Here is a 12,887-nt window from a genome sequence, read left to right as displayed (position 1 = left end):
TGCGGCAACGGATAATTCGGCTGTGACCCAAGGCGGCGAGGCCCCTCCGGACGATGCGCAGATCCTCGGACGGGTGATGGGCGCGGGTCGCCCGCAGAGCGTCGGTAGCTTTCGCTTCTGGTTCGGTGACCAGCGGTGGGAGTGGTCCGATGAGGTGGCGGTGATGCACGGCTACCCGCCGGGCGCGGTGTCGCCGACCACTGATCTGCTGCTCTCGCACAAGCATCCCGAGGATCGTGTCCAGGTCGCGAGCATGATCGCGCGTTCGGTGAACGATGCGCTGCCGTTCTCGAGCCGCCACCGCATCATCGATACCGGCGGGAACGTGCACGACGTGATCGTGGTGGGTGATCAGATGGTCGACGGCCAGGATCGGGTTGTCGGATCGGCCGGTTTCTACATCGACGTGACCGATGCGCTGGCTGAGCACCGTCAGGAGGCTCTCGACGACAGCCTGCCCGAGCTGTATGCCGCGCGTGCGGTGATCGAGCAGGCCAAGGGCGCGATCATGCTGGTCTACGGTGTCAGCGCCGAGGCGGCGTTCCGGGTGCTCGCCTGGCGATCGCAGGAGACCAACACCAAGCTGCGTGCCCTGGCCGCGCAATTGATGGAGGACCTGCAAGCTCTGGCGGACGCGGCGAAGCCGATTCGCACCCACTTCGACCACCTGCTGCTGACCGCCCACGAGCGAGTACCTGAGCAATGACGGTCAGCGGTTTCCGGGCCGCGCCCCGCGGTACGCGAACAGTCGGTTGCAGCACCGGCGAGCGCGGGTTTACCGTCAGAGGGTTCGGTGTGCGTCGATTGGCAGATCGTGGCATCAACAACGCAGCAGCGCAGGCCCTTTCGCGCGTTGACGAAGCCCCTGGCACTGACCCGGCAGGAATCGCTGCAAATGGCTGCGATGGCCGGGATGATCGTCGGCCTGCATGTGCTGGGCTGGTTCACGCTGGTCGCGCTCGTCGCCCCGCAGCATCTCAGCGTCGGTGACCGCACCCTCGGCATCGGAGTCGGCCTGACCGCGTACACCCTGGGTATGCGGCATGCGTTCGACGCCGACCACATCGCTGCCATCGACAACACCACGCGCAAGCTCATGCACGATGGGCAACGTCCGCTGTCGGTGGGATTCTTCTTCTCTCTCGGACATTCCACGGTCGTCTTCGTGCTGGCCCTGCTGCTCTCGATGGGCGTGCGGGTCATTGCCGGGCCGATCGAGAACGACTCCTCGGCCCTGCATCACTACACCGGACTGATCGGCACGACGGTATCCGGGACGTTCCTCTACCTCATCGCGATCCTGAATCTCGTTGTGCTGGTGGGTATTCTGCGGGTCTTCGGGCGCATGCGCGGCGGCGGCCACGACGAGGCCGAGCTGGAGCAGCAGCTGGCACAGCGTGGTCTGGTGAATCGGCTGCTCGGGCCGGTGACGAGGTCGGTGACGAAGTCCTGGCAGATGTATCCGATCGGGCTGCTGTTCGGTCTCGGCTTCGACACCGCCACCGAGGTCGCGCTGCTGGTATTGGCCGGCACCAGCGCGGCGGTGGGCCTGCCCTGGTACGCGATTCTGTGTCTGCCGATTCTGTTCGCCGCCGGTATGAGCCTGCTGGACACTGTCGACGGCGGCTTCATGAACTTCGCCTACGGATGGGCTTTCGCCAAACCCGTGCGCAGGGTCTACTACAACATCACCGTCACGGCGCTGTCCGTCGCGGTCGCCCTGATCATCGGCACCATCGAGCTGCTCGGCCTGCTCGTCGGCCAATTGGGCTGGACCGGCGGCGTCTGGGATTGGGTCGGCGGACTCGACCTCAATGTGGTCGGTTTCCTCGTGGTCGGCCTGTTCGTCCTCACCTGGGCCATTGCCCTGCTGACCTGGCACTACGGTGGCCTCGAGGAAAAGTGGACCACCGCGCGGCAACCTGAAGCCGGGCAATGAACCGCAGGGGTGAGGTGGTGTGCGGGGAACGGCTCGGGAGTAGCTTGATAGGGGTCCTTCTCGGTAGGGGTTCTTCTCGACGAGACGAGTCGTTGTGCACGAGATGGCGATTACCCAGAGTGTCATCGATGCCGTCGGCGAACACGCGGCCGGCCGCACCGTCCATAGCGTGACCCTCGAGATCGGCGCACTCTGTGCTGTCGTCCCCGACGCTCTGCGATTCTGCTTCGATCTGGCCGCCGAGGGAACCGTCGCGGCGGGCGCACGTCTGGACATCCATCTCATTCCCGGCATGGCCCGGTGCCGGGCCTGCGGCCGGGACTTCGTCCTGCCCGATCCTGTGCTGCTGTGCCCCTGCGGCAGTGCGGATGTCGAGGTGACCGCCGGGCGGGAGCTGCGAATCCGATCCATGGAGGTGAGCGACCCATGTGTGCTACCTGCGGATGCGGTGGCGAGACGGGCGGACTGATCACCGTCCCGCACCCGCACGACCACGCCCATCACGACCATGGGCACCCGGGGCACGACCATGCCGGCCACGAACACGGCGGTGACCACGTGCACCTGCCCATCACCGAGACCGTGACGCTGGAACAGCAGGTCCTGGCCAAGAACGACCGGCTGGCACAGGAGAACCGGGCCTGGCTCGCCGAACGCGACATCCTCGCGCTCAATATGACGAGTTCGCCGGGTGCGGGAAAGACCACGCTGCTGGTCCGCACCATCCGTGAACTCGGTGGAGCACCGATCGCCGTCATCGAGGGGGATCAGGAGACCCTGCTCGACGCCGAGCGGATCATGGCCACGGGATGCAAGGTGGCACAGATCAATACCGGTGCCGGCTGTCACCTGGACGCGGCCATGACCCGCCGCGCCCTCGACCTGCTCGCGCCGGAGTCCGGCAGCCTGCTGTTCATCGAGAACGTCGGAAACCTGGTGTGCCCGGCGCTGTTCGATCTGGGCGAGAGCGGCAAGGTCGTGGTGATCTCGGTGACCGAGGGCACCGACAAGCCGCTGAAGTACCCGCACATGTTCTCGGTGGCGACCCTGGTGCTGATCAACAAGATCGACCTGTTGCCCTACGTCGACTTCGACCCGGACCGCTTCGGTGAGCTCGCGCGATCGGTGAATCCCGGGGTCCGGATCCTGGAGATCTCGGCGTCCACCGGGGCGGGTCTGGCGCAGTGGTACGAGTGGCTGTCCGCGCAGCGCGTGCCTGCTTAGCGGACCCTTGAGGCGGTCTCGGGCCGCGCCTAAACTTACGTGATCAGGCTCACATCCCGGCCGGTCGTTTTCGAGAAAACGGCGACGCCCGACCGCCTGGCATTTCGCTTCGAAGGGTGGCACCTTTTCATGCCGACTAAAGAAGCAGTCAATGCGGAGCAGACGCTGATCCACGTTCTCTGGATCAACGCGGGACTCAGTTGTGATGGCGACTCGGTGGCCCTGACTGCCGCCACCCAGCCCAGTGTCGAGGAGATAGCTCTCGGATCCCTGCCTGGTCTGCCCAAGATCGCCGTTCATTGGCCACTCATCGATTACGAATGTGGCCCGACCGGGGGAGCCGACGACTTCCTCGAGTGGTTCTTCAAGGCCGATCGTGGCGAGCTCGAACCCTTCGTCCTGGTCGTCGAGGGGTCGATCCCGAACGAGCGTTTGCACGTCGAGGGCTACTGGTGCGGGTTCGGCAACAATCCCGAGACCAACCAGCCCATGACCACCAGCGAATGGGTCGATCGGCTGGCCCCGAAGGCGACCGCGGTGGTCGCGGCCGGTACCTGCGCGACCTACGGCGGCATCCACGCCATGGCCGGCAATCCGACCGGCGCCATGGGCGTCCCCGACTACCTGGGCTGGGAGTGGAAGAGCAAGGCCGGCATACCCATCGTGTGCGTGCCGGGTTGCCCGATCCAGCCCGACAATCTCTCCGAGACCCTGACCTACCTGCTCTACATGGCCACCGGTCAGGCCCCGATGATCCCGCTCGACGAGGCATTGCGCCCCAAATGGCTTTTCGGTGCGACGGTGCACGAGGGGTGCGATCGCGCGGGCTATTACGAGCAAGGGGATTTCGCCACCGAATACGGCTCGCCGAAATGCATCGTGAAATTGGGGTGCTGGGGCCCGGTCGTGAAATGCAATGTGCCCAAACGCGGTTGGATAAACGGCGTCGGCGGTTGCCCGAATGTCGGTGGTATCTGTATCGGTTGCACCATGCCCGGATTCCCGGACAAGTTCATGCCCTTCATGGACGAGCCGCCGGGCGGCAAGTTGTCCTCCACCGCGTCGGGTTTGTACGGCTCGGTGATTCGCAGTCTGCGGCACATCACCGGCCGCACCGTGGACAAGGAGCCGAGCTGGCGGCACAAGGGAGACAAACTGGATTCCGGCGCGGTCCGGACCTGGTAGGGAAGGCAATCCGATGACCGAGATCATTCCCGAGCCCTCGCACCGCACGATCCAACCGGATGCCCTCGTCGAGATGGCCTGGGATCCGATCACCCGCATCGTCGGGAGCCTGGGCATCTACACCAAGATCGATTTCGAGAATCGGGAGGTGGTCGAGTGCCACAGCACCTCCTCGATCTTCCGCGGTTACTCGATCTTCATGCGCGGCAAGGATCCTCGTGACGCGCACTTCATCACCAGCCGCATCTGCGGCATCTGCGGCGACAACCACGCCACCTGTTCGTGCTACTGCCAGAACATGGCCTACGGGGTGAAGCCGCCGAATCTGGGTGAGTGGATCGTCAATATGGGTGAGGCCGCCGAGTACATGTTCGACCACAACATCTTCCAGGAGAACCTGGTCGGCGTGGACTTCTGCGAGAAGATGGTGTCCGAGACCAACCCGGGCGTGCTGGCCCTGGCCGAGAAGACCGAGGCGCCGCACGCGCAGGCGCACGGCTACCGCACCGTCGCCGACATCATGCGGGCGCTCAACCCCTTCACCGGCGAGTTCTATCGCGAGGCGCTGCAGGTCAGCCGCTACACGCGAGAGATGTTCTGCCTCATGGAGGGCCGCCACGTGCACCCGTCGACGCTGTACCCCGGCGGGGTCGGCACGGTCGCCACCATCCAGTTGATGACCGACTACATGACCCGGCTCATGCGCTACGTCGAGTTCATGAAGAAGGTCGTCCCCATGCACGACGACCTGTTCGACTTCTTCTACGCGGCGCTGCCCGGATACAACCGGGTCGGCCTGCGGCGCACGCTGCTGGGCTGCTGGGGCTCGTTCCAGGATCCCGAGGTGTGCAACTTCAACTACAAGGACATGGAGAACTGGGGCAACGCGATGTTCGTGACCCCCGGCGTCATAGTGGACGGGAAGCTGATCACCCACTCACTGCTGGACATCAATCTCGGTATCCGAATCCTCTTGGGCAGTTCGTATTACGAGGACTGGACCGACCAGGAGATGTTCGTCAAGAACGATCCGCTGGGCAATCCGGTGGACCGCCGCCACCCCTGGAATCAGCACACCAACCCCAGCCCGCAGAAGCGTGACCTGGAGGACAAGTACAGCTGGGTGATGTCGCCACGCTGGTTCGACGGCAAGGAACATCTCGCGCTCGACACCGGTGGCGGACCGCTAGCGCGACTGTGGTCCACCGCCCTGGCGGGGATGGTCGACATCGGCTATGTCAAGTCCACCGGCCACAGCGTGCAGATCAATCTGCCCAAGACGGCGCTCAAGGGTCCGGTCGAATTGGAGTGGACGATACCGGCTTTCGGCAGCAACACCATCGAGCGCAACCGCGCCCGCACCTACTTCCAGGCCTACGCCGCGGCGTGCGCGCTGCACTTCGCGGAGAAGGCGCTCGAAGAGATCCGGGCCGGGCGGACCAAGACCTGGGAGCATTTCGAGGTGCCGGACGAGAGCATCGGCTGCGGTTTCACCGAGGCCGTGCGCGGTGTGCTGTCGCACCACATGGTGATCCGGGACGGCAAGATCGCCAACTACCATCCGTATCCGCCCACACCCTGGAACGCCAGCCCGCGCGACAGTTTCGGAACCCCGGGACCGTACGAGGACGCGGTGCAGGGACAGCCGATCTTCGAGGAGAACGATCGGGAGCACTTCAAGGGCATCGACATCATGCGCACCGTCCGCAGTTTCGATCCCTGCCTGCCCTGCGGTGTGCACATGTACCTGGGTGGTGGCAAGTCCTTGGACCTGCTCCACTCACCCACCCAGGCGCTGACCGCTGAGTAGCGGTCGAGCCGGTACCGGGAGGCGAGCGCGGTGAACGACCGATCCGAGGACCACCGCGCTCAGGCCGCGGACACCGATCGCTGGCGCGAGGCCGGCGAGCGGATCGACACCCTGCTGGGTGCGATTTCCGCCGCCGGGCCCGTGGCGCGGGAGCGCGCCGAGGAACTGGTCGGTGAGGTCGTCGGCCTGTACGGTGCGGGATTCGAGCGGACCATCCGGCTGCTCGATCCCGAGACCGTCGAACGGCTGGTGGCCGACGACCTGATCGCCAGCCTGCTGCTGGTACACGGACTGCACCCGCACGACACGCTCACCCGCGTGCGCACGGCGCTGGACGGGGTGCGCCCGTACCTGGGCTCGCACGGTGGCGACGTGACGGTGGTGGCGGTGACCGACGGCGTGCTGCGGCTGGCCTTCACCGGCAGCTGCCGCAGTTGCCCGTCCTCCGGGGTGACCCTGGAGCTGGCGGTGGAGGACGCGGTGCGCGCCGCCGCGCCGGAGATCGAGACCATCGAAGTAGTTGCGTCCGAACCGGATTCGAATACCGGCGTGATCCCGGCGGAGTCGCTGCTGGCCCGCGTCCACGCCAACGGCGAGCACGGCGGAACCTGGATCGGGGCGCCCGAGCTGGCACAGCTCGGCACGGGTGAGGTGGGTGGTTTCGCGCTGGCCGGCGCGGCCGTCGTGGCCTGCCGGGTCGGCGACGAGCTGTTCGTCTACCGCGATCACTGTCCGTCGTGCGGGAATTCGATGGCGGGAGCGGCGCTGCATCGCCGGGCCGGGTTCGGGGCCGGCGCGGCCGTGCTGCGCTGCCCGGTCTGCCGGGCCCACTTCGACGTCGTGCACGCGGGCGCACGCCTGGACGGCGACGGTCATCTGGAACCGCTCCCGGTCCTGATCCGTTCGGGCACACCGCAGGTGGCGGTGCCGATGGAGGCGGCCGGATGAATCCCGCCTTCGGCGTGCTGCGCAGGCTCGCGACGTCCCGGCCCGCTCCGGCGCCGGCGGGGGAGCGGTGTGAGATGTGCGGTGAAACCATCGCCGAGACGCACAGCCACGTCGTGAATATCGAAGGCAGACAACTCATGTGCGTCTGCCGGGCCTGCTATCTGCTGTTCACCGACCGCACCGCGAACCTGCGGTATCGCGCGGTCCCGGATCGCTGCCTCGCCTTCCCCGGGATCAGTATCGGCCCGGGGGAGTGGGACGCCCTGCAGATTCCGGTCGGCCTGGCCTTCTTCTTCCGCAACTCCACGCTCGGCCGCACGGTCGCCTTCTATCCCGGCCCGGCCGGCGCCACCGAATCCGAACTGCCGCTGGACCAGTGGAGCGCGATCCTGGACCGGCATCCCGAGCTCGCACAGGCCGACGACGATGTCGAGGCCGTGCTGATCCACCTGCCCGAGCGCGGCGGCACCCCGACCTGCCTGCTGCTGCCGATCGACGCCTGCTACGAATTCGTCGGGCACATGCGGTTGCTGTGGCGCGGATTCGACGGCGGGCAGGAAGCCCGCCACTACATCGAGGAATTCCTCGCCGCCATGACCGCCCGGGCCCGCGTCGTCGGAGGCACACCGTGAGCCCGGCGTACTCGATCACCTTCGCGGTCCTGGGCATCCGGCCCGAACCGTATGCCGTGACGCCGACCCTGTCGGCGCGGATCGGCATCGCCGCGCTGTCCGAGGAGCCCGTGCACGCCATCGCCCTGCGCGCACAGGTGCGTATCGACCCGAACCGCCGCTCCTACACCGACGAGGAGGGTGCGGGCCTGACCGATCTGTTCGGTCCCCGGGAGCGCTGGGCCGACACCCAACGCTCCTTCCTGTGGATGCATTGCGCGACAATGGTTCCCGGCTTCGCCAGCGGTGGCACCGAGGTGGATCTGCCGATGCTGTGCACCTACGACCTCGAGGTCGCGGGTTCGAAGTACCTGCACGCGCTGCGCGACGGCACGGTCCCGCTGTCGTTCCTGTTCAGTGGCACCGTGTTCATCAGGGGCGAAACCGGTTTCGCGGTGCAGCAGGTGCCGTGGGACCGCGATGACCGCTTCAACATGCCGGTGTCGGTGTGGCGGGATCTGATGGCCGCGCATTTCCCGGACACGGGCTGGGTGCGGTTGTCGCGCGAGACACTGGATGAGCTGTCCGCCTTCAAATCCGGTCGTGGCCTGCTCGGCTACGACCAGGCGGTGCGCGAGTTGCTCGCCGCGGGGGGTGCGTGATGAGCGCCGATGTCGCGGCACGGGCGGCGGCGCGCGCGGTGGCCGACGCGGTGCTCTACGAGGGGTACCTGCTGTACCCGTACCGGGCGAGCGCCCGGAAGAACGTGTGCCGCTGGCAGTTCGGCGTGCTCGGACCGGAGCGGGCGGCCGCGGACGGGCTGGGCGAGGATTCCGAGCTCGCGACGCAGTTCCCGGTCACGGCCGGTGAGCCGGCGCGGATCAGTGTCGCGGTGCGGTTCCTGCACCGGCAGCGGCGCACGGTCCGGAGCTCGGACGGCACCGCCGTCGCGGAACTCCATGCCGCCGGTCGGTCCTGGCTGAGCTGGGACGAGGCGGTCGAATACGAGCACGACATCGGCCCGATACCGCTGGCGCACAGCGTTTTTCCGTTCACGGTCCCCGGCGCCGAGGAGAGTGCGGCGATCAGTGACGACACCGGCGGCGTGGTCGGCTCGTTGCTGCGCACCCGGGAACCGCTCCGCGGCGAGCTCGAACTGTCGGTGGACGACGTCGGCGGCTACCGCCGAGTGGGTATCGTCCTGCGCAACACCGGCGCGGCGGCCACCGACCCCGATGACGCGCTGGCCCGCTCGCTGCTGGGCGCGCACCTGATCGTCGAACTCGACGGCGGGCGGTTCCATTCGCTCACCGATCCGCCTGCCGACGCCGAGGATGCTGTCCAAAGGTGTTGCCACCACCGCTGTTTCCCGGTGCTGGCGGGCCCGCCCGGCCAGGACGAGCTGCTGCTGGTCTCCCCGATCATCCTCTACGACCATCCCGAGATCGCTCCGCAGAGCCAGGGCCCGCTGTTCGACTCCACCGAGATCGACGAGATCCTGGCGCTGCGCGTGCTGACCATGACCGACGACGAGAAGCGCGAGGCGCGCGCAACCGACCCGCTCGCCGCCGAGATCATCGATCGCTGCGAGAAGCTCGACGCCGAGCGACTGGGATCCCTGCACGGCGTGCTGCGGGAGGACCCGTCCCCACGGGTGCTGCCCACGCTGGCCGACGGCGTCGACTGGTGGGATCCGATGGCCGACAGTGCCGTTGCGCCCGACACCGACGCGGTGGCGGTAGCCGGGGTGCTGGTGCGCAAGGGCAGCCGGGTGCGGTTGCATCCCGGGCGCCGCGCCGACGCGCAGGACCTGTTCTATGCCGGCCGCACCGCCAGGGTGGTCACGGTGCACGAGGACGTGGACGGCGGGGTGCACGTCGGTGTGGTCGCCGAGGACGACCCCGCGGCCGAATTGCACGAATGGTACGGGCGCTACCTGTACTTCGCCCCCGATGAGATCGAGCCGCTGGACGACTCGCCCGAGTGAAAGGAAGGGCCGGAGATGGCAACGGTAGGAGTGGTCGCGATAGTGATCGTCGCCCTGGCCGCGTTGTTCGCGGTCGCTGTGGGCCTTGTGTCCATCCCCGATATCCGCAGGTACTTCCGGATACGGCACATGTGAGCGGGTGATCGCACGACACGGGTACTGGTCGCCGGGATCGGCAATATGTTTCTCGGCGACGACGGATTCGGATCCGAGGTGGTCCGGCGGCTGCCGCCGGACCACGACCCCGGCGTGTGTGTCACCGACTACGGCATCCGGGGCCTGCACCTGGCCTACGACCTGCTCGACGGATGGGACGCGCTGGTGCTGGTGGACGCGATCCCCGATCGCGGCGAACCGGGACGCGTGGAGGTCTTCCGCGCCGAATCCGGCGGCGGCGCTGCCGGATTCGACGGGCACGCCATGCACCCGGAGGCCGTCTTCGAGACCGTGCGCGCACTCGGCGGCGCGGTGCCGCCGACGGTCGTGGTGGGCTGCCAGGTGTGCTCGGTCGACGAGCGTATGGGACTGACCGACGTGGTCGCCGCCGCCGTGCCCGCCGCGGTCGCCGCGGTCGGCGACGTGCTGGCCGAACTACTCGCCCGGCAGGAGGTGTGAGCCGTGTGCCTCGGAATTCCCGGCCTGGTCGTGGAGATCCTCGACGGCTATCACGACCAGATCGCGCTCGTCGACGTTTCCGGTGAGCGGCGGAAGGTCAATGTCGGCCTGCTGGACCAGGATCCGGTCCGGCCCGGTGACTGGGTGATCATTCACATGGGCCTGGCGGTGGAGAAGACCGATGCGGCCGGCGCGGCCGCGGCCCTGGACGGGCTGCGGCTGCTGCGCCAGGGAGACGCGCCATGAGCGCCGGGCGCGGCCGCCGCCGCGTGGTGGTGCGCGGCGTGGTGCAGGGCGTCGGCTTCCGGCCGTTCGTGTACACCACCGCCGCCGAACTGTCGCTGGCCGGATCGGTGTCCAACGACAGCTGCGGCGTGATCATCGAAATCGAGGGCGCGACCGCGGATCTGGCGGAGTTCGTGCGGCGGATGCGGTCGGATGCACCGCCGCTGGCGGTCGTCGAATCCGTCGAGTGCCTCGAGATTCCGGTGCGCGGCGGCACCGGCTTCCATATCGCCGCGACCAGCCGGGACGGGACCGGACGCACACTGGCCTCACCCGATGTGGCGATCTGCGCCGAGTGTGTCGCCGATCTGTGCGATCCGGGCAACCGGCGCTACCGGCACCCCTTCGTGAACTGCACCAACTGTGGTCCCCGGTTCACCATCATCGCGAGCCTGCCCTACGACCGCGATCGCACCAGCATGGCCGGCTTCCCGATGTGCGCGCGGTGCGCCGCCGAGTACGCCGATCCCGCCGACCGGCGCTTCCACGCGCAGCCCATCGCCTGCCCCGACTGTGGTCCCCGGTTGTCCTACACCGGCCCGGGCGCCGGTGATCCGGTCGCCGCCGCGCGAGAGTTGTTGCGCGACGGCGGAATTCTCGCCGTCAAGGGCATCGGCGGGTACCACCTGGCCTGCGACGCCGGGAACGAGACGGCAGTCGCCGAGCTGCGCCGGCGGAAACGCCGCGGGGACAAGCCGTTCGCCGTCATGACGGCGGATCTGGATACGGCACGGCGTATCGCCGAGATCGACGAGACGGCCGCCCGACTGCTGACCGGGCCCGCCCGGCCCATCGTGCTGCTGCCACGCGCGGACCGCGCAGTCGGTACCGAAACCGTCGGGCGCGCTCCGGAATTCGCCATCGCGCCGTCGGTCGCCCCGCGTAACCCCGATCTCGGTGTGATGCTCGCCTACACGCCGCTGCATCTGCTGCTCTTCGGCCTGCCCGGTGACCCGCCCGGCCCCCGGGTGCTCGTGATGACCTCGGCGAACCTCGGTGGCGAACCCATCTGCTACGACGACGCCGACGCCCGGACCCGGCTGGCGGGTCTGGCGGACGCCTGGCTCGCGCACGACCGTCCCATCGTGGTGCCCTGCGACGATTCGGTACTGCGGGTGGTCGACGGCATGGAACTGCCGTTGCGTCGTTCCCGCGGCTTCGCCCCGCTGCCCCTGGCCCTGCCGCTGCCGGTCCAGCCCACGCTCGCGGTGGGTGCGGATCTCAAGAACACCTGTGCCGTCGGCGACGGGCGCTATGCCTGGCTCAGCCAGCACATCGGCGATATGGACGATCTGGCGACGCTGCGCGCCTTCACCGACGCCGAACGCCATCTCGAGGAACTGACCGGCGTGCGACCGGCCGTGCTGGCCGCCGACGCCCACCCGCGCTACCGCTCGACCGCGTGGGCCCGGGAGCAGGCGGGCGAGCGGCCGGTGCGCACCGTGCAGCACCATCACGCGCACATCGCGGCGGTCATGGGTGAACACGGCCTCGATCCGGCCGCCGCCGTCCTCGGAATCGCCTTCGACGGCACCGGGTTCGGGCCCGACGGCGCGATCTGGGGCGGCGAGGTGCTGGCGGCCGGATACAAGGGCTACCGGCGGCTGGCGCATCTGCGCTACGTACCGCTGGCCGGTGGCGACGTGAGCGTGCGCCGCCCCTACCGTATGGCGCTGGCGCACCTGCGGGCCGCCGGAATCGAATGGACCGAGGATCTTCCCGCGGTGCGTGCATGCCCGCCCGCCGAGCGCGCCGTGCTCGCCCACCAGCTGGACACCGGATTGGGCAGCGCGCCGACGTCGAGTATGGGCCGGCTGTTCGACGCCGTCGCGGCATTGGCCGGGGTCCGGTTCGAGGTCGACTACGAAGCGCAGGCCGCGATCGAACTGGAATGGCATGCGCGCGGGGTGGACCCGGAGTCCGGGCATTACCGGTTCGCGAGGCCGGATCGGGCCGGAGACGGGGACGGTGCGTCGGTGTTCGACGCCGCCCCGGTGATCGGCGCCGTGATCGGCGATGTGCGGGCGGGCGTCCCGGTGGGGATCATCGCGGCGCGTTTCCACGACGCGGTCGCGCGGCTGGTCCTCGGCCTCGCGGCCGACTACGCCATCCCGGCCACCCCGGTCGTCCTGACCGGCGGCGTGTTCCAGAACGCGCTGCTGCTGTCGGCCGCGCGTGGACTGTTGGTGGACAACGGTTTTCGAGTCTTGACCGCTCATCGGTTGCCGCCCAACGACGGCGGCCTGGCATTCGGGCAACTACTCGCCGCCGAGGCGGGTTGAG

14 protein-coding genes are annotated in these 12,887 nt (G+C 68.2%); all 14 read left to right on the top strand.

Translation table 11 applies throughout. The annotated features are described in order from the left end of the window. Window positions 1-22: 22 nt before the first annotated feature. The 14 genes from ACFXN1_RS11725 to hypF all read left to right on the top strand — a co-directional run bounded on the left by ACFXN1_RS11725 (window position 23) and on the right by hypF (window position 12,886). Window positions 23-706 (top strand): PAS and ANTAR domain-containing protein, encoded by a 684-nt coding sequence (locus tag ACFXN1_RS11725; protein ID WP_379396226.1) that lies wholly within the window; start codon window positions 23-25, stop codon window positions 704-706. A 147-nt stretch (window positions 707-853) separates the two neighbouring features. Continuing rightward, window positions 854-1,939 carry a HoxN/HupN/NixA family nickel/cobalt transporter gene (locus ACFXN1_RS11720; protein ID WP_379436772.1) on the top strand — a complete coding sequence of 362 codons (1,086 nt, stop codon included), beginning with the start codon at window positions 854-856 and terminating at the stop codon, window positions 1,937-1,939. Between the two features lie 94 nt (window positions 1,940-2,033). Next, window positions 2,034-2,408 carry a hydrogenase maturation nickel metallochaperone HypA gene (locus ACFXN1_RS11715; RefSeq protein WP_379396222.1) on the top strand — a complete coding sequence of 125 codons (375 nt, stop codon included), beginning with the start codon at window positions 2,034-2,036 and terminating at the stop codon, window positions 2,406-2,408. After that, window positions 2,366-3,163 (top strand): hydrogenase nickel incorporation protein HypB, encoded by a 798-nt coding sequence (gene hypB, locus ACFXN1_RS11710; protein WP_379436770.1) that lies wholly within the window; start codon window positions 2,366-2,368, stop codon window positions 3,161-3,163. The genes ACFXN1_RS11715 and hypB overlap by 43 nt, the downstream gene beginning before the upstream one ends. 129 nt (window positions 3,164-3,292) lie before the next feature. Continuing rightward, window positions 3,293-4,348: a hydrogenase expression protein HypE gene (locus ACFXN1_RS11705; protein WP_379388030.1), complete on the top strand. Its 1,056-nt coding sequence runs from the start codon at window positions 3,293-3,295 to the stop codon at window positions 4,346-4,348. A gap of 13 nt (window positions 4,349-4,361) precedes the next feature. Further along, window positions 4,362-6,158 carry a nickel-dependent hydrogenase large subunit gene (locus ACFXN1_RS11700; protein ID WP_379396218.1) on the top strand — a complete coding sequence of 599 codons (1,797 nt, stop codon included), beginning with the start codon at window positions 4,362-4,364 and terminating at the stop codon, window positions 6,156-6,158. A gap of 30 nt (window positions 6,159-6,188) precedes the next feature. Then, a complete protein-coding gene (locus tag ACFXN1_RS11695) occupies window positions 6,189-7,106 on the top strand; it encodes a NifU family protein (RefSeq protein ID WP_379436769.1) in 918 nt (305 codons plus the stop codon). Beyond that, window positions 7,103-7,738, top strand: coding sequence for a DUF5947 family protein (locus ACFXN1_RS11690; RefSeq protein ID WP_379436768.1), 636 nt, complete (start codon window positions 7,103-7,105; stop codon window positions 7,736-7,738). The genes ACFXN1_RS11695 and ACFXN1_RS11690 overlap by 4 nt, the downstream gene beginning before the upstream one ends. Continuing rightward, entirely contained in the window at window positions 7,735-8,379 is a 645-nt protein-coding gene (locus ACFXN1_RS11685) for a DUF6084 family protein (protein WP_379436766.1), read from the top strand. Before ACFXN1_RS11690 ends, ACFXN1_RS11685 begins: the two co-directional genes overlap by 4 nt. Then, window positions 8,379-9,704 (top strand): hypothetical protein, encoded by a 1,326-nt coding sequence (locus tag ACFXN1_RS11680; protein ID WP_379436765.1) that lies wholly within the window; start codon window positions 8,379-8,381, stop codon window positions 9,702-9,704. Before ACFXN1_RS11685 ends, ACFXN1_RS11680 begins: the two co-directional genes overlap by 1 nt. A gap of 15 nt (window positions 9,705-9,719) precedes the next feature. Then, a complete protein-coding gene (locus tag ACFXN1_RS11675) occupies window positions 9,720-9,839 on the top strand; it encodes a DUF6893 family small protein (RefSeq protein WP_379388039.1) in 120 nt (39 codons plus the stop codon). A 24-nt stretch (window positions 9,840-9,863) separates the two neighbouring features. Then, complete coding sequence (locus tag ACFXN1_RS11670) at window positions 9,864-10,319, top strand: hydrogenase maturation protease (protein WP_379396473.1); 456 nt, start codon at window positions 9,864-9,866, stop codon at window positions 10,317-10,319. A gap of 3 nt (window positions 10,320-10,322) precedes the next feature. Next, the gene (locus ACFXN1_RS11665) at window positions 10,323-10,565 is read left to right on the top strand and encodes a HypC/HybG/HupF family hydrogenase formation chaperone (RefSeq protein WP_379396208.1); all 243 of its coding nucleotides are present in this window, start codon (window positions 10,323-10,325) and stop codon (window positions 10,563-10,565) included. Further along, on the top strand, window positions 10,562-12,886 hold the full coding sequence (gene hypF, locus ACFXN1_RS11660; RefSeq protein ID WP_379436764.1) for a carbamoyltransferase HypF: 2,325 nt from the start codon (window positions 10,562-10,564) through the stop codon (window positions 12,884-12,886). Before ACFXN1_RS11665 ends, hypF begins: the two co-directional genes overlap by 4 nt. Window position 12,887: the final 1 nt, after the last annotated feature.

It is taken from the genome of Nocardia sp. NPDC059154, from assembly GCF_042755705.1.
In the GTDB taxonomy this organism is placed as follows: Bacteria; Actinomycetota; Actinomycetes; order Mycobacteriales; family Mycobacteriaceae; genus Nocardia.
The sequence above is the reverse complement of the archived record's forward strand: the minus strand, read 5'-3'. Positions and strand labels throughout refer to the sequence as shown.

Bases quoted from the DNA above. Each gene is read 5' to 3' on its own strand.
- hypB (WP_379436770.1), top strand. From the start codon at position 2,366: ATGTGTGCTACCTGCGGATGCGGTGGCGAGACGGGCGGACTGATCACC.
- ACFXN1_RS11705 (WP_379388030.1), top strand. From the start codon at position 3,293: ATGCCGACTAAAGAAGCAGTCAATGCGGAGCAGACGCTGATCCACGTT.
- ACFXN1_RS11700 (WP_379396218.1), top strand. From the start codon at position 4,362: ATGACCGAGATCATTCCCGAGCCCTCGCACCGCACGATCCAACCGGAT.
- ACFXN1_RS11690 (WP_379436768.1), top strand. From the start codon at position 7,103: ATGAATCCCGCCTTCGGCGTGCTGCGCAGGCTCGCGACGTCCCGGCCC.
- ACFXN1_RS11680 (WP_379436765.1), top strand. From the start codon at position 8,379: ATGAGCGCCGATGTCGCGGCACGGGCGGCGGCGCGCGCGGTGGCCGAC.
- ACFXN1_RS11675 (WP_379388039.1), top strand. From the start codon at position 9,720: ATGGCAACGGTAGGAGTGGTCGCGATAGTGATCGTCGCCCTGGCCGCG.
- hypF (WP_379436764.1), top strand. From the start codon at position 10,562: ATGAGCGCCGGGCGCGGCCGCCGCCGCGTGGTGGTGCGCGGCGTGGTG.